The sequence below is a fragment of the Thermomonospora echinospora genome (assembly GCF_900108175.1).
GTDB classification, from domain to species: domain Bacteria; phylum Actinomycetota; class Actinomycetes; order Streptosporangiales; family Streptosporangiaceae; genus Thermomonospora; species Thermomonospora echinospora.
In genome coordinates, this window is sequence record NZ_FNVO01000004.1 from 529,556 (window position 1) to 545,043 (window position 15,488).

13 protein-coding genes and 1 pseudogene are annotated in these 15,488 nt (G+C 72.8%); 11 read left to right on the top strand and 3 right to left on the bottom strand.

Going from position 1 to position 15,488, the window contains the following annotated elements; translation table 11 throughout:
• Window positions 1–77 precede the first annotated feature (77 nt).
• Together sucC and sucD are read left to right on the top strand one after the other, a co-directional pair.
• Complete coding sequence (gene sucC / locus C4U03_RS12800; protein WP_103937930.1) at window positions 78–1,268, top strand: ADP-forming succinate--CoA ligase subunit beta; 1,191 nt, start codon at window positions 78–80, stop codon at window positions 1,266–1,268.
• A 2-nt stretch (window positions 1,269–1,270) separates the two neighbouring features.
• Window positions 1,271–2,158, top strand: a complete 888-nt coding sequence (gene sucD / locus C4U03_RS12805) for a succinate--CoA ligase subunit alpha (RefSeq protein ID WP_103937931.1) — start codon at window positions 1,271–1,273, stop codon at window positions 2,156–2,158.
• Window positions 2,159–2,342: 184 nt separating this feature from the next.
• On the opposite strand, the gene C4U03_RS12810 is transcribed toward sucD, so the two are convergent.
• On the bottom strand, window positions 2,343–2,846 hold the full coding sequence (locus C4U03_RS12810; RefSeq protein ID WP_103937932.1) for a hypothetical protein: 504 nt from the start codon (window positions 2,844–2,846) through the stop codon (window positions 2,343–2,345).
• Window positions 2,847–3,053: 207 nt separating this feature from the next.
• Between C4U03_RS12810 and C4U03_RS12815 the strand changes: the two genes are divergently transcribed.
• The gene (locus C4U03_RS12815; protein WP_235017802.1) at window positions 3,054–4,880 is read left to right on the top strand and encodes a cell division protein PerM; all 1,827 of its coding nucleotides are present in this window, start codon (window positions 3,054–3,056) and stop codon (window positions 4,878–4,880) included.
• 236 nt (window positions 4,881–5,116) lie between these two features.
• On the opposite strand, the gene C4U03_RS12820 is transcribed toward C4U03_RS12815, so the two are convergent.
• Complete coding sequence (locus tag C4U03_RS12820) at window positions 5,117–5,587, bottom strand: hypothetical protein (protein WP_103937933.1); 471 nt, start codon at window positions 5,585–5,587, stop codon at window positions 5,117–5,119.
• A gap of 131 nt (window positions 5,588–5,718) precedes the next feature.
• Here C4U03_RS12820 and purN point away from each other — a divergent pair, with 131 nt between their 5' ends.
• The 4 genes from purN (at window position 5,719) to C4U03_RS12835 (ending at window position 9,174) form a co-directional block, all read left to right on the top strand.
• Window positions 5,719–6,381: a phosphoribosylglycinamide formyltransferase gene (purN, locus tag C4U03_RS12825; protein WP_103937934.1), complete on the top strand. Its 663-nt coding sequence runs from the start codon at window positions 5,719–5,721 to the stop codon at window positions 6,379–6,381.
• Window positions 6,382–6,394: 13 nt separating this feature from the next.
• Window positions 6,395–7,963, top strand: coding sequence for a bifunctional phosphoribosylaminoimidazolecarboxamide formyltransferase/IMP cyclohydrolase (purH, locus tag C4U03_RS12830; RefSeq protein ID WP_103937935.1), 1,569 nt, complete (start codon window positions 6,395–6,397; stop codon window positions 7,961–7,963).
• A 113-nt stretch (window positions 7,964–8,076) separates the two neighbouring features.
• Window positions 8,077–8,244, top strand: coding sequence for a hypothetical protein (locus tag C4U03_RS40385; RefSeq protein WP_160146975.1), 168 nt, complete (start codon window positions 8,077–8,079; stop codon window positions 8,242–8,244).
• Window positions 8,245–8,322: 78 nt separating this feature from the next.
• Window positions 8,323–9,174 carry a bifunctional methylenetetrahydrofolate dehydrogenase/methenyltetrahydrofolate cyclohydrolase gene (locus tag C4U03_RS12835; RefSeq protein WP_103937936.1) on the top strand — a complete coding sequence of 284 codons (852 nt, stop codon included), beginning with the start codon at window positions 8,323–8,325 and terminating at the stop codon, window positions 9,172–9,174.
• 492 nt (window positions 9,175–9,666) lie between these two features.
• Here the strand turns inward: C4U03_RS12835 and C4U03_RS12840 are convergent.
• A pseudogene (locus tag C4U03_RS12840) lies at window positions 9,667–10,242 on the bottom strand (FHA domain-containing protein); the annotation flags it as partial.
• A gap of 271 nt (window positions 10,243–10,513) precedes the next feature.
• On the opposite strand from C4U03_RS12840, the gene C4U03_RS12845 reads away from it, so the two are divergent.
• The 4 genes from C4U03_RS12845 to C4U03_RS12860 all read left to right on the top strand — a co-directional run bounded on the left by C4U03_RS12845 (window position 10,514) and on the right by C4U03_RS12860 (window position 15,278).
• Window positions 10,514–10,891: a DUF3017 domain-containing protein gene (locus C4U03_RS12845; protein ID WP_235017803.1), complete on the top strand. Its 378-nt coding sequence runs from the start codon at window positions 10,514–10,516 to the stop codon at window positions 10,889–10,891.
• A gap of 258 nt (window positions 10,892–11,149) precedes the next feature.
• Window positions 11,150–12,373, top strand: coding sequence for an NADP-dependent isocitrate dehydrogenase (locus tag C4U03_RS12850; protein ID WP_103937938.1), 1,224 nt, complete (start codon window positions 11,150–11,152; stop codon window positions 12,371–12,373).
• Between the two features lie 268 nt (window positions 12,374–12,641).
• Window positions 12,642–13,631 (top strand): malate dehydrogenase, encoded by a 990-nt coding sequence (locus C4U03_RS12855; RefSeq protein ID WP_103938013.1) that lies wholly within the window; start codon window positions 12,642–12,644, stop codon window positions 13,629–13,631.
• A 438-nt stretch (window positions 13,632–14,069) separates the two neighbouring features.
• Window positions 14,070–15,278: an FUSC family protein gene (locus C4U03_RS12860; protein WP_103937939.1), complete on the top strand. Its 1,209-nt coding sequence runs from the start codon at window positions 14,070–14,072 to the stop codon at window positions 15,276–15,278.
• Window positions 15,279–15,488 lie beyond the last annotated feature (210 nt).

Sequence of the window (15,488 nt, forward strand, 5' to 3'; positions counted from 1 at the left end):
GATCGCCGGAGCGGTCGATTAAGGGCGTGCGGTTCAGCACGCAGCCAGGCTGTCGATCCGTATAAGGACGGACCCTCGTGGACCTGTTCGAACATCAGGCGAAGGAGCTCTTCGCCGAGTACGGGGTACCGGTGCCCACCGGCAAGGTGGCCCACACGCCCCAGGAAGCAAGGGCGATCGCGGAGGAGCTCTTCGCCGCCGGAAGCAAGAAGGTCGTGGTCAAGGCCCAGGTGAAGACCGGTGGCCGGGGCAAGGCCGGCGGGGTGAAGCTCGCCGACGACGCCGACGAGGCGCAGGCCCTCGCCGAGCAGATCCTCGGCATGGACATCAAGGGTCACACCGTCCACAAGGTGCTGGTCGAGGCCGGCAGCGCGATCGCGCAGGAGTACTACTTCTCCTTCCTGCTCGATCGCGCCAACCGCACCTTCCTGTCCATCTGCTCGGCCGAGGGCGGCATGGACATCGAGGAGGTCGCCGCGACCAACCCCGAGGCCGTCGCCAAGGTGCCGGTGGCCGCGCTGACCGGGGTGGACCGGGCCAGGGCACGCGAGATCGCGCAGGCCGGCAAGCTGCCCGAGCAGGCCCTGGAGGGCGCCGCCGAGCTGATCGAGCGGCTGTGGGCGGTGTTCACCGACGAGGACGCCACCCTGGTCGAGGTCAACCCGATGATCCTGACCGCCGACGGCCGGGTGATGGCGCTGGACGGCAAGGTCACCCTCGACGACAACGCCGCGTTCCGCCAGCCGGAGCACGCGGCGCTGACCGACGAGAAGACCACCGACCCGCTGGAGGCCCGCGCCAAGGACAAGGACCTCAACTACGTCAAGCTGGAAGGCTCGGTCGGCATCATCGGCAACGGCGCCGGCCTGGTCATGTCCACCCTGGACGTGGTCGCCTACGCGGGCGAGGAGTACGGCGGGCAGAAGCCGGCCAACTTCCTGGACATCGGCGGTGGCGCCTCGGCCGAGGTGATGGCCAACGGCCTGGAGATCGTGCTGTCGGACCCCTCGGTCAAGAGCGTGTTCGTCAACGTCTTCGGCGGCATCACCGCCTGTGACGCGGTCGCCAACGGCATCGTGGCGGCCTACAAGCTGCTGGCCGATCGGGGCGAGAGCGTGGACCGCCCGCTGGTGGTGCGGCTGGACGGCAACAACGCCGAACTCGGCCGGCAGATCCTCGACGAGGCGAAGCTGACCGGTGTCGAGCGGGTGGACACTATGGACGAGGCGGCCAAGCGGGCCGCCGAGCTCGCCGCGGCAGGTGCGTGAACATGGCTATCTGGCTGACTGACAACAGCAAGGTCATCGTCCAGGGGATGACCGGCTCCGAGGGCTCCAAGCACACCGCGCGGATGCTGCGGGCCGGCACCAACGTGGTCGGCGGCGTGAACGCCCGCAAGGCCGGGCAGAGCGTGGACTTCGACGGCAGGTCCCTGCCGGTGTTCGGCACCGTCGCCGAGGCGATGGCCGAGACCGGCGCGGACGTCTCGGTGGTGTTCGTGCCGCCGAAGTTCACCAAGGACGCCGTGGTGGAGGCCATCGACGCGGCCATCGGCCTGTGCGTGGTCATCACCGAGGGCATCCCGGTGCACGACACCGCCTACTTCTGGTCGTACGCCTCCTCCAAGGGCAACGTGACCCGCATCATCGGGCCCAACTGCCCGGGCATCGCCTCGCCCGGCAAGTCCAACGCCGGCATCATCCCGGCCGACATCACCACCCCCGGCCGGATCGGGCTGGTGTCCAAGTCGGGCACGCTGACCTACCAGATGATGTACGAGCTGCGCGACATCGGCTTCTCCACCTGCGTGGGCATCGGCGGTGACCCGGTCATCGGCACCACCCACATCGACGCCCTGCAGGCGTTCCAGGAGGACCCCGAGACCGACGCGATCGTGATGATCGGCGAGATCGGCGGCGACGCCGAGGAGCGCGCCGCCGCCTACATCGAGCAGCACGTCACCAAGCCGGTGGTGGGCTACGTCGCCGGGTTCACCGCCCCCGAGGGCAAGACCATGGGCCACGCCGGCGCGATCGTGTCGGGCTCGTCCGGCACCGCGGAGGCCAAGAAGGAGGCCCTGGAGAAGGTCGGCGTCCGGGTCGGCAAGACCCCGAGCGAGACCGCCCGCCTCATGCGCGAGATCATGAAGAACCTCTAGGACTCGCGGACCTCACGAACGGGCCGTCCCCTCTGCGGGGGCGGCCCGTTCGCGTTGTGGCCGCCCGACCGGTTCGGGCGCCCGTCACAGTGCCGTGCGGAATCCCGCATCCCGCCGGGAGCACCGGGCCGCACGCGCCCGGGGCGCCGGTGGCGGGAGCGCCGCCCGGCCCGCGTCTCCCGTGTCAGTATGCGGCGATCAGCCCTGCTAGACAGCCCAGGCAGCCCAGGCCCGCCAGCACTCCCATGACCCACCACGAGGCCCGCCCCGGCGAACGTCCCCAGAACATGTAGGCGATCAGCCAGGGCAGCGGCACCAGCATGGCGAAGCCCAGGAAGGGCAGCGCGAGGGCGTTCAACTGCCCCTTCGTCCCGGTCGGATGGGCCCGCTCGCCGTCGGGCTGCAGCCGGGCCTCGAACGTCTCGCCCGCGTCCGACTCCGGCGGCAGCTTCAGGTTCCGCACGGTCCGTCCCTGCGGGTCGTCCGGCACGAACACGCCCCGGCAGTCGTAGCGGCCCTCGCCGAGATCGGTGCAGCCGGTGACCGCGACCCTCCCGGGCTCGCCGATCAGGCCGAACGCCAACCGCAGGTCGGTCACGTCGGACAGGATCGGCGTCACTCCGAGGGCCAGCCACAGCAGGACCAGGAACAGCGACGTGGCGCGGCCGTTCCCGGTGGATTTCGACATACGGGTGCCTCTCGGTCAGGGGAGCCCGACCGAAGTATGCAGCATCCAGGCGATTCGGGACGCCCGGGCGGTCAGCGGACTCCTCCCGGACCCGGACGGCGCCATCGGAGATCACAGGCCGCGCCGGAAAGCCGACCTCTCGGGCCGAAGGGCGACACGCCGGGCGGCGAGCCCTCACGGGCCGGGCGCGGGTGCCAGCATGGATCCGTGTCGGACGTGAAGCCAGGACAGCGCGCCCCCCGGAGCCCCTCCGGACGGACGGAGCCCCCGGGACGCACCACCGGGCCCGCCGAACGCGCCAGGCCCGCCGAACGCGCCGGAGGCCGGGAACGCTCCGACCGTCCGGGGACGTCCCGGCCACTCGCGGTCAGCGGGCTGGTGGCGGCGGCCTGGTGCGTGGGGATCGGGCTGGCGGTGCTCACCACCGTCACCCTCGTCGGCTGGATCGCCGCCCCCCGCACCGCGCTCGGCCCCGGGCTCCCGGGCGTCTTCCGGACCGCCGTCAACTTCTGGCTGGTGGCGCACCATGCGGGGTTCTCCCTGCCGGGCGGGCGGGTGGGGCTGCTGCCGCTCGGGCTGGTCGTCCTGCCGGGGGTGCTGCTGTACCGCAGCGGCGGCTGGATGATCCGGACCGCCCGTGCGCCGCGCCCGGTCCGGGGAGTGCGGGGGGCCGACCCCACGATGACGGTCGTCGTGCAGGTGGCGCTCGCCCTGGCCGTCCCGTACGCCGTGCTCGCCGCGCTGCTGGCGCTGGCGGCCACCACCCCGGTGGTGCGGCCCTCGGCCTGGCAGGCGCTGCTGGCCTGCCTGGTCGTGGCGGCCGTGGCGGGCGGGCTCGGCGCCGGCCGCGCCCTCGGGGCCGCCCGCGGCAAGCGGGTCCGCACGGGGATGGGCGCGCTGCTGCGGCTGCTGCCCGAACGCCCCCGCTCACTGGTGATCGGCGTCCTCGGCGCGCTGGGCGTGCTGGTCGCCTCCGGGGCGGTGCTGGCCGGCGTCTCCTTGGCGATGCACCTGTCCCAGGCCACCGCGCTGTTCGACGAGCTGGCCCCGGGTGTCGTCGGGGGAGCGCTGCTGCTGCTGATCGAGGTGGTGTACCTGCCCAACGCGGTGATCTGGGGGATGGCCTACGCCGTCGGGCCGGGCTTCGCGGTGGGGACGGGCACCAGCGTGTCGCCGACCGGGGTGTTCCTGGACATGGTGCCGTCCTTCCCGCCGCTGGCCGCGCTGCCCGAGCCGGGACCGGCCCCGGCGCTGTCGCTGCTGGCGGTGGCGACGCCGTTCCTGGCCGGCGCGGTCGGCGGGATCCTGAGCGTGCGAGCCATGCCCAGCTCCGTCCACGAGGCCGCGCCGATGTGGGGCTTCTTGACCGGGGCGATGACGGGCGCCGTCGCCGCGGTGCTGGCGGCGCTGTCGGGCGGGCCGCTGGGCGGCGGCAGGCTCACCGTCATGGGGCCGTCGCCGTGGCGGGTGGGCCTGATGGCCGCGCTGGAGGTGGGCATCGCCGCGGCCATCGCGGCTTGGGTGTTCAACTGGCGGATCCTGCGCCGTTCCGCCGGCCCGTCCGACCGGCCCGAGCCGCCGAAGGAGCGCAGGCGGTCCGGGCGCAAGGAGCCCGCCGTTCCCACCGGCAAGCGGGCCGGACGCCCGCAACGCCGCACTCCGGCGGCGCCGAAGCCCGCCGAGACACCCCCGAGCCCGCCGCCCGCGCCCCGGCCGCCCAGGAGACCGCCCGTGATGGCCGACCCGGTGGAGTTCGAGGAGGCCGAGCCAGTGCTCACCCCGCGCAGACCGCGCCGGCCCCGCGTACGGGAGCCGCTGGACAGCCCGGCCCCCACCCCTCCGGAGCCGCCGGCCGACCGGCGGAAACGCGAGGAGCCCGCCGAGCCCACCGACCCCGAGCCCGCCGAGACCAAGGCCGAGGCCGAGGCCGCACCGGATCGGCAGGAGCCGTCCAGGCACCGCGACGAGCCCGAACGCACCGAGACCCGCGGTGGCGCGATCTACGTCCTTCGGGACGAGCCCGCCGAGGACTGACCGGGCCCCGCCCATCGGCAGCGGGATGTCCCACTGCCGGAACCCGCGCCGTCTCGGCGCCGAAGACCTCGTGGGCGGGCCGGCGGATCGTTCGTCTCCCGGATGGCGGAGTCGTGAGCGCGCCCGCAGCGCCGCACCGTCGCCGCTCTGAAAGCCCGAGCCGCCTCGGCGCCGGAAGGCCCCGTCGACGGGCCGGCGGATCGCCCGCTGTCACGGGTGCGGCGGCGCCGCGATGGTCACAGGGGCAGGCTGTCGCCGTCGATGGTGCCCTCGGGCAGGCCGAACTTCTTCTCGATGTCGTCGGCCAGCCGCTCCTTGCACTGCCGCCCCTCCTCGATGGTGTTGGCGGCGTTCTGGCACTTGCTGTACCGGTTGGTCTCCTCCAGCAGGTACAGCTGGGCGCCGATGCCGAAGGCGAAGAACAGCGCCCCGACCCCGCCGAGGATGATCCCCGGCAGTGCGCCCGGGGCGGGGCGCCGGCCCTGCCGGGCGGCCCGCCGGGCCTTGACCCCGATGACGATGGCCGCCACCGCGGGTATCGCCGCGAAGATCGACAGCACCGGGACGAAAATCATCACCAGCGCTGCCAGGCCGAGCCACAGGGCCCGCCGCCCGGCGCGTTCGACGTCCTGCGGGGCCCCCGGTCCCGGGGGAGTACCCGGTCCCTCCGGCCCCGGACGGGTGTCCTGCCCCGGCTCGATGCTCACTGATCCTCCAGCCTGTGGTGTCGCCTCCGGGCGCACCCGAGCGGGCCGATAGGCTTTCAGACAGCCGGAAGTCCAGCTCGTCCGGCCCCGCAACGCGGGTCATCAGCCGCTCGTCCCGGTAAGGAGTCACGGTGTCCGCCCGGCTTGTCGTTCTTGTCTCCGGCGCGGGGACCAACCTACAGGCGCTGCTCGAAGCGTGCGCAGATCCAGCCTACGGGGCGCAGGTCGTGGCCGTGGGCGCCGATCGGCACGGCACCGCGGGCCTGGAGCGGGCCGCGGGGGCCGGGCTGCCGACCTTCGTGGTCCGCGTCCCCGACTTCCCCGACCGGCGGGAATGGGACGCGGCACTGACCGAGGCGGTGGCCGCGCACGAGCCTGACCTGGTGGTCTCGGCCGGTTTCATGAAGATCTTCGGTGCGTCCTTCCTAGAGCGGTTCGGCGGACGCGTCGTCAACACCCACCCGGCGCTGCTGCCGGCGTTCCCCGGCGCGCACGCCGTCCGGGACGCCCTGGCCTATGGGGTCAAGATCACTGGCTGTACGGTGCACTTCGTCGATGAGGGCGTGGACACCGGTCCGGTGATCGCCCAGGAGGCGGTGCCGGTGCGCTGGCACGACGACGAGGACACCCTGCACGAACGGATCAAGCAGGTGGAGCGCCGCCTGCTCGTCGAGGTGGTGGGACGGCTGGCCCGCGACGGCTGGACCACCAGGGGACGGCGGGTGTCCCTGAAATGCCGCACCTGCAACGACGCCGGTCCGGCCGCGCGGTCCGACAACGACGCAAGTGAGTGAGGGGAGCCCGGCGGTGAGCCGAGTGGCGATCAAGCGCGCGCTGATCAGCGTGTACGACAAGACGGGACTGGAGGACCTCGCCCGGGGCCTGCATGAGGCGGGCGTCGAGATCGTCTCGACCGGGTCCACCGCGGCCCGGATCGCCGCGGCCGGGGTGCCGGTGCTCAAGGTGGAGAAGCTCACCGGCTTCCCCGAGTGCCTGGACGGCCGGGTCAAGACGCTGCACCCGCGGGTGCACGCGGGCCTGCTGGCCGACCGGCGCAAGGAGGGGCACCGCCAGCAGTTGGAGGACCTCGACATCGAGCCGTTCGACCTGGCCGTGGTGAACCTGTACCCGTTCGCCGAGACCGTCGCGTCCGGGGCCGGCCCGGACGAGTGCGTCGAGCAGATCGACATCGGCGGGCCCACCATGGTGCGCGCCGCCGCCAAGAACCACGCGAACGTGGCCGTCGTCGTCGACCCGGCCTCCTACGGCCGGGTGCTGGAGGCGGTGCGCGAGGGCGGCTTCACCCTGGCCGAGCGCCGCCGCCTGGCCGCGCAGGCGTTCGCGCACACCGCCTCCTACGACGTGGCGGTCGCCTCCTGGTTCGCCGGCTCCTACGCCCCGGACGAGACCGCCGAGTCCACCCAGTGGCCGGACTTCCTCGGCGGTACCTGGGAGCGCGCGGCGGTGCTGCGGTACGGGGAGAACCCGCACCAGCGGGCCGCCCTCTACACCGACGGCAAGGACGGCCTGGCCGGCGCCGAGCAGCTGCACGGCAAGGAGATGTCCTACAACAACTATGTGGACGCCGACGCGGCGCGGCGGGCGGCCTACGACTTCACCGAGCCCTGCGTGGCGATCATCAAGCACGCCAACCCGTGCGGGATCGCGGTCGGCGCCGACGTGGCCGAGGCCCACCGCAAGGCCCACGCGTGCGACCCGGTCTCGGCGTACGGCGGCGTGATCGCGGTGAACCGGCCGGTGGACGCGGCGATGGCCGGGCAGGTCGCGGAGATCTTCACCGAGGTGGTGGTGGCCCCCGGCTTCACCCCCGAGGCCCTGGAGATCCTCACCCGCAAGAAGAACATCCGGCTGCTGCGCTGCCCCGAGGGCCCGGCCGGCGGCGTGGAGTTCCGCCGGGTGGACGGCGGGGTGCTGCTGCAGACCGTGGACCGGGTGGACGCCGTGGTGCCCGGCGGCGGCGACGACCCGTCCACCTGGACGCTCAAGGCGGGCCCGGCGGCCGACGAGGCGACCCTGCGCGACCTGGCGTTCGCCTGGCGGGCCTGCCGTTCGGTGAAGTCCAACGCGATCCTGTTGGCCGCCGACGGCGCCACCGTCGGCGTGGGCATGGGCCAGGTCAACCGGGTCGACTCGGCGCGGCTGGCGGTGCAGCGCGCCGGTGACCGGGCGGCGGGCTCGGTGGCCGCCTCCGACGCGTTCTTCCCGTTCGCCGACGGCCCGGAGGTGCTGGCCGCCGCGGGCGTGCGGGCCATCGTCCAGCCGGGCGGCTCGGTGCGCGACGAGGAGGTCGTCGCCGCGCTGGAGAAGGCCGGGATCACCCTGTACTTCACCGGAGTGCGGCACTTCTTCCACTGATCCCGACCGATTTGGGTGATCATGGGCGGTTCAGAGGGGTGCGCTGATAGTCTCAGGCGGCATTGCGCGCCCCTGACCGTTCCCTGGCGCGCCCGAACCTCTGGGGGAGACCGGTGGAGACTCTCGTGGGCTTCGCGCTGCAGTACTCGATCGCGCTGGCGCAGGCCCGGGAAATGGTGGGCGTCGCCGCCGCCCTGCTCCTGGCCGCCCTGGCCGCCTACGCCGGCTGGCACGTCACCGACCGCCTGGTGGCCCTGCGCCAGCGCCCCGACGAGGACTAGTCCACGGTCACGGCGTGGTGCCGGCCGGAGCCGTACCCAGGAGAGGCCGAGCGAACCAGGGTCAATAAACTCTGAGGTGTGACTGCACAGATCCTGGACGGCAAGGCCACCGCGGCGGAGATCCGCAACGACCTGAAGGCGCGGGTCGCCGCGCTGCGCGACCGCGGGATCGCGGTGGGGCTTGGCACGGTGCTGGTCGGGGACGACCCCGGCAGCCATGCGTACGTGGGGATGAAGCACCGCGACTGCGCCGAGGTCGGCATCCGGTCGATCCGCCGCGACCTGCCCGCCGACGCCACCCAGGAGCAGGTGGAGCAGGCGGTGGCCGAGCTGAACGCCGACCCGGACTGCACCGGCTACATCGTCCAACTGCCGCTGCCCAAGGGGCTGGACGAGAAGCGGGTGCTGGAGCTCATCGACCCCGACAAGGACGCCGACGGGCTGCACCCGTTCAACCTGGGCCGCCTGGTGCTGATGCAGCCCGGCCCGCTGCCGTGCACGCCGAAGGGCATCGTGGCGCTGCTGCGCCGGTTCGACGTGCCGCTGCGCGGCGCCGAGGTCGTGGTGATCGGCCGTGGCGTCACCGCCGGCCGCCCGCTGGGACTGCTGCTGACCCGCCGCAGCGAGAACGCCACCGTCACGCTGTGCCACACCGGCACCAAGGACCTCGCCGCGCACACCCGCAAGGCCGACATCATCGTGGCCGCCGCCGGGGTGCCCGCTCTGATCACCGCCGACATGGTCAAGCCCGGCGCCGCCGTGCTGGACGTCGGCGTCTCCCGGGTGAACGGCAAGCTCACCGGAGACGTCGCCCCCGACGTCGCCGAGATCGCCGGCTGGGTCGCCCCCAACCCCGGCGGCGTCGGCCCGATGACCCGCGCCATGCTGCTGGCCAACGTCGTGGAGGCGGCCGAGGCCACCGCCTCCTGACCCGCTCCGAAGCCGGGCCACGACCCCTGCCCGTCCGGAAGTCGACCGGACCCTCCACCCGGCCCCCGGCCGGTCGGGACGCGGGTCAGGGGAACGGGTCGGCTTCGACGCGACGGCCGGCCGGACCTCCCGCCGGCCTTGCGCCCGTTCCTTGCGCCCGTTCCGGCCCGGCCGAGGTCTCCGCCTGGTCCTCGGCCGGACCGGGATGGCGGCCGGATGGCCGCCGGCGTCACGGTGGACGCGGTCGCCGGGCGCCGAAGTGCGGTCGTCGCACGCTTGCGCTGCCGTGCGCGAGCGACGACCGCACGCTGGTGGCGGTCAGCTAGCCCGGCGGCCCGCCGTGCTCGCCGCCGGACGGCCGGGAGGGCCCGCGGCGGCCGCCGAGCGGGGCGGCACCGCCTTGTGGGCCATGCCCGGGGGGACGGGACGGCGCAGCTCCCCCGTGGCGCGGCCGTCCATGGGAGGGCGGTTCTGCGGGGGCACGTGCACCGGCGGCAGCGGCCGGACCAGGCCCATCGCGATCACCTCGTTGGCCAGCCGGGTACGCCGGTTGGCCCCCTCCGGGATGCGGAACTTCTGGTAGAGGCGCAGCAGATGCTGCTTGACGGCGGCCTCCGTGACGACGAGTTCGTGAGCGATGTCACGCGCCGTGGCGGGGGCCACGAACGCCTCGTCGGACAGGGCGGGACGGCACAGCGCGGTCAGCACGTCCACCTCCCGCCGGGTGAGCTCGGGGGCGACGGCGCGCCGCAGCTCGATGTCGGGATCGACCTCCTCGCGGGGGATGCCCCCCATTCGGCAGCGCGCCGTGCCGAAGCTCACGACGTCGCCGTCCTCCAGTACCCGTCGGGCGATCGGCCGGCCGTTGACACGCGTCCCGTTGCGGGACAGCCCCATGTCGACGATGTACACGTAGGGCCCGCGCCGGACGATCTCGGCGTGCAGACGGGACACACTAGGGTCATCGAGGCGTACGTCAACTCCTCTTCCTCGTCCGACCGTCGTCACTTCGGGGCGCAGCGGCACCACCATGCCGCTGTCTTCGATCCGTATGAACGGCCCCTCCACGGCAGTCCTCCCAGCTAGTTAGCGACCCCTGTCCAGCGGGTTACCCGGTCGCGGTGATACCTCACCCTGCTACTGGTGAGTAGCTCCGATGGCGTAAGGCGTTCCGCGCCCTCGGGCCCCGCCCGGTAGACTCGGTGAACGGCGGCCGCAGGTGTGCCGGGCCGATCCCCACCGCGCCGGGGCCGCCTGTTCGGGCTGTTCGAACCGATGAACGCGAGTGGCACGCCGATCCGGTCAGCGGTGGTGTGGGAGCCGCTGGAGGAGCGTGGTGGTGGCCGGCGGGCAGATGGAGCACGGCGAGCGAGCCGGGCACCTCGATGGGGATGGGGCGCAGCCGGCGCTGCGGCGTCGCCGGCGCACCGGTCCGGGCAGCAAGGCCGCCTCGTCGGCGCACTGGCTCGGCCAGTTGCCCTACGTGCTGGCGCTGTGCGGGGTGATCGGGTCGCTGCCGATGTACGCCACCGCCCACTTCCGCAAGGGTTCGGCGCTGCTGGCGGCCGGGGTGCTGTTCGGGGCGCTGGCCCGGCTGGTGCTGCCGGAGAGCCAGGTGGGGATGCTGGCCGTCCGCAAGAAATGGTTGGACGTGCTGACCGCGGTCGCCCTGGCGGTCGCCGTCGCGGTGGTCGCCTGGGTGGTCCCGGGCGACTGACCGGGCGCCCGGTGCGGCGACCCGGCACGGCCGGCCGTCGCGCGCCGGAGACCGGTGACCGGTGACCGGTGACCGGTGACCGGTCCCGCGCCGACTGCGGTGGACTGCGGTGGCCGATCGGCGTGATCACACCTGCGAAAATGTACCGAGATGCAGCGAAGTGTCGGGCCAGGTCTAGACCTGTGATCGGGCTCGGATAGCCTCCCCAGTGAGCCTTACGAAGGACTGCTGGCCGGTGTGGAAAGGGACAGCAACAGCATGCCCAAGATCAAAGTAGCGGGCCCCGTCGTCGAACTCGACGGCGACGAGATGACCCGGATCATCTGGCACTTCATCAAGGACCAGCTGATCCTCCCCTACCTGGACGTCGACCTGAAGTACTACGACCTCGGGATCGAGCACCGCGACGCCACTGACGACCAGGTCACCGTGGACGCCGCCAACGCCATCAGGAAGTACGGCGTCGGTGTCAAGTGCGCCACGATCACCCCTGACGAGGCCCGGGTGGAGGAGTTCGGCCTCAAGCAGATGTGGCGTTCCCCCAACGGAACGATCCGCAACATTCTGGGCGGCGTGGTCTTCCGCGAGCCGATCATCGTCTCCAACATCCCCCGGCTGGTGCCCAGCTGGACCAAGCCGATCGTCATCGGCCGGCACGCGCACGGTGACCAGTACAAGGCCACCGACTTCAAGGTGCCCGGCCCCGGCACGCTGACCGTGACGTTCACCCCCGAGGACGGCTCGGAGCCGATCGAGTTCCAGGTCGCCCAGTACCCCGAGGGCGGCGGCGTCGCGATGGCGATGTACAACTACCGCAAGTCCATCGAGGACTTCGCGCGCGCCTCGTTCCGGTACGGCCTGGACCGCGAGTTCCCGGTCTACATGTCGACCAAGAACACGATCCTCAAGGCCTACGACGGCATGTTCAAGGACGTGTTCGCCGAGATCTTCGAGGCCGAGTTCAAGGCCGACTTCGAGGCCAAGGGCCTGACCTACGAGCACCGCCTGATCGACGACATGGTCGCCGCGGCCATGAAGTGGGAGGGCGGCTACGTCTGGGCCTGCAAGAACTACGACGGTGACGTGCAGTCCGACACCGTCGCCCAGGGCTTCGGCTCGCTCGGCCTGATGACCTCGGTGCTGATGACCCCGGACGGCAGGACGGTGGAGGCCGAGGCCGCGCACGGCACGGTCACCCGTCACTACCGGCAGCACCAGCAGGGCAAGCCGACCTCCACCAACCCGATCGCGTCCATCTTCGCCTGGACCCGCGGCCTGGCCCACCGGGGCAAGCTCGACAACACCCCCGAGGTCACCGCGTTCGCCGAGACGCTGGAGCAGGTCTGCATCGAGACCGTCGAGAGCGGCCAGATGACCAAGGATTTGGCCCTGCTCGTCCCGGGTGAGCAGGAGTGGCTGACCACGCAGGAGTTCCTGCACGCGCTCGACGTCAACCTCCAGAAGAAGGTCAGCGAGAAGTAGTAAAGTGATCACTCCCCGCTGCTGCGGGGATGGTCCCGACCTGGCGCTGCTGGTCGAGGGCGACCAAGAGTTGGCCCCGCGTACGCGGGGATGAGGTCATCGAAGGCCGCCCCGGAGTCTCCGGGGCGGCCTTCGCGTTGTCGCACGCGAGGCCCCCGGACCTCAGGCCGGGCGGGGCGCGATAGCCTGGCCTCGAACTATCTCGACAACGAGAGATCCCGACGACCCGTCGCCTGAGCTCGTCAGGCTCCGCCAGGAGATGAAGGCCATGACCAGCACCCCAGTCACCGTCACCGTCACCGGCGCCGCCGGGCAGATCGGCTACGCGCTGCTGTTCCGGATCGCCTCCGGGCAGCTGCTCGGCCCGGACGTACCCGTCCGGCTGCGGCTGCTGGAGATCCCGCAGGCCGTCAAGGCCGCCGAGGGCACCGCGATGGAGCTGGAGGACTGCGCCTTCCCGCTGCTGGCCGGCATCGACATCACCGACGACCTCAAGACCGCCTTCGACGGCGCCAACGTCGCGCTGCTGGTCGGCGCCCGCCCGCGCACCAAGGGGATGGAGCGCGGCGACCTGCTGGAGGCCAACGGCGGCATCTTCAAGCCGCAGGGCGAGGCCATCAACGCGCACGCCGCCGAGGACGTCAGGGTGCTGGTGGTCGGCAACCCGGCCAACACCAACGCGCTGATCGCCCGCTCGCACGCGCCGGACGTCCCGGCCGACCGGTTCACCGCGATGACCCGCCTGGACCACAACCGCGCGCTGGCCCAGCTGTCCAAGAAGGCCGGGGTGCCGGTCTCGGCCATCAAGAAGATGACCATCTGGGGCAACCACTCGGCCACCCAGTACCCGGACATCTTCCACGCCGAGATCAACGGGCGCGGCGCCGCCGAGGTCGTCGACGACCAGGCGTGGCTGGAGAACGACTTCATCCCGACCGTCGCCAAGCGCGGCGCCGCCATCATCGAGGCCCGGGGCGCCTCGTCGGCCGCCTCGGCCGCCGGCGCCGCGATCGACCACGTGCACACCTGGGTGAACGGCACCGCCGAGGGCGACTGGACCTCCATGGCCGTGGTCTCCGACGGCTCCTACGGCGTCCCCGAGGGCCTGGTCTCCTCGTTCCCGGTGACCTGCTCCGGCGGCCGGTGGGAGATCGTCCAGGGCCTGGAGATCGACGACTTCTCGCGCGGGAGGATCGACGCCTCGGTGGCCGAGCTGGCCGAGGAGCGCGACGCCGTCCGCGGCCTGGGCCTCATCTGACCGGTTCGGCACGGATCCGTCCATCCTGGCGGGCGGGGGCGACACGCCCCCGCCCGCCAGGGCTTTTCCGGGCGGACGCCGAGCCGCCGGACGGGAGCGGTCGCGGAACGGCGGGTCCCGTACGGCGGTGGCCGGGGGAGCCGGGCGGCCTGGGTACGAGCCCTGGAGGGCGATCGGGCCGGATGCCGAGCAGGTGCCGGCCCGGCCCGCAGGTCCGGGGGCGCGGCCGGCGCACGGCGGGCCGGACGCCCGGTGACCGGGTGCAGAGGTTTACCGAACGGCAGGTGGGACAGGTCGGCCATAGCCCGGCGCCGGACGGCCTCCGGTCCGGGAGGGAGTCGGCATGACACGTTCCACCGAGCCGGGCGTCCGGGGCCCGGTGACCGAGTTCCCGGCCGGCCGCGGGACGCCGCCGGCCCGGCCGGTGCGGGGCCCGGTATGGGCGGTACGGACAGGCTGAGGGCCGTGGCCCGGCTCGGCGGCGCCGACGCGCACCGGTGGTGCTCGGCGGCGGGCCGTGCCGTCCGCGGCGCGTGCGGCCGGGTGCGGGAGAACGCGTGGCTGGTGCTGCAGGGCACCGCCGCGGCGACCCTGGCCTGGCTGATCGCCAAGCACCTGGTCCACCACCACCAGCCGTTCTTCAGCCCGATCGCGGCCGTCATCGGGCTCAACGCGGCGCGGGGCGGCCGGGGGCTCAACTCGGTGCGGCTGCTGGTCGGGGTCGTCGTGGGCATCGCGGTCGCCGAGCTGGCGCTGTACGTCGGGACGGGGTACCGGGCGCTGGCGATCGCCGTCTTCGGGTCGATGACCATCGCGGTGATGATCAACGCTCAGCGGATCGTGATCGGCCAGGCGGCGGCCGGCGCGATCCTCACCATCGCCCTCGGCTATCCCGAGGCCGGCGGCCAGCGGCTCGTCGACGCGTTCATCGGGGCCGGGGTGGCGCTGACGTTCAGCCAGCTGCTGTTCCCGTCCGAGCCGATCGGGCTGCTGCGCCGGGCCGAGGCGGCCGCGCTGGCGGGGATGGCCGACGGGTTGGAGCAGACCGCCGAGGCGCTGGAGCACGAGGACGTCGAGCCGGTGTGCCGGGCGATCGCAAGGCTGCGCGACGCCAGTGACCGGCTGACCGACCTCGGCGACGCCCGGCAGCGCAGCCGGTACATCCGGCACACGCTGCTGTGGTGGCGGCGGGCCGAGGTCATCGCCCGCGAGAGCGCCGAGGCCGAACGGCTCGACCTGCTCGGCAGCAGTTGTTTCGCGCTCGGCCGTACCGCGCTGGCCGCACGGGCGGACGAACGCGCCGAGCTGGCACCGCTGGTGCGCGAGCTGGCCGAGGCGGTGCGCGTGCTGGCGCGGGCGCCCGGCGACCACGACGTCCGCCGGCGTGCGGCGCGCGGGGCGATGCACATCCTGCACCGGCTCTCCGAGCTGTCGGAGACGTACTCGCTGCTGACCACCGGGCGCACGCTGGTGCGGATGGCCGCCACCGACGTCCTGCTGTTCGCCGGTGTGGACAGGGAGACGGCCATCGGCCGCAAGGAGACGGACATGGAGAACCTGGACGTCCGCATTCCCCCGGCGACGCTGTGGGCGGCGCTCGGGTCGCACCGCCGGTTCCTGCCGTGGCGGGGACGCCCCCGCCACTGACCACCCGCGCGATGCCATCTGCCGGACCCTTGCGCGGCGTCGTCCACTGATCCCCTGCGCGGTGTCGTTCGTCGGTCCTTGTGGGGGTGGCGTTCACCGATCTCCTGCGCGGTGTCGTCAGTGTGGCCGGTCCCGGTGGAAAAGCAGGTGGTGGGCGGGGGCGGTGGCGATAGGCTGCCCCTCGCATTCCGGGGCGATCAGGAGGATTCG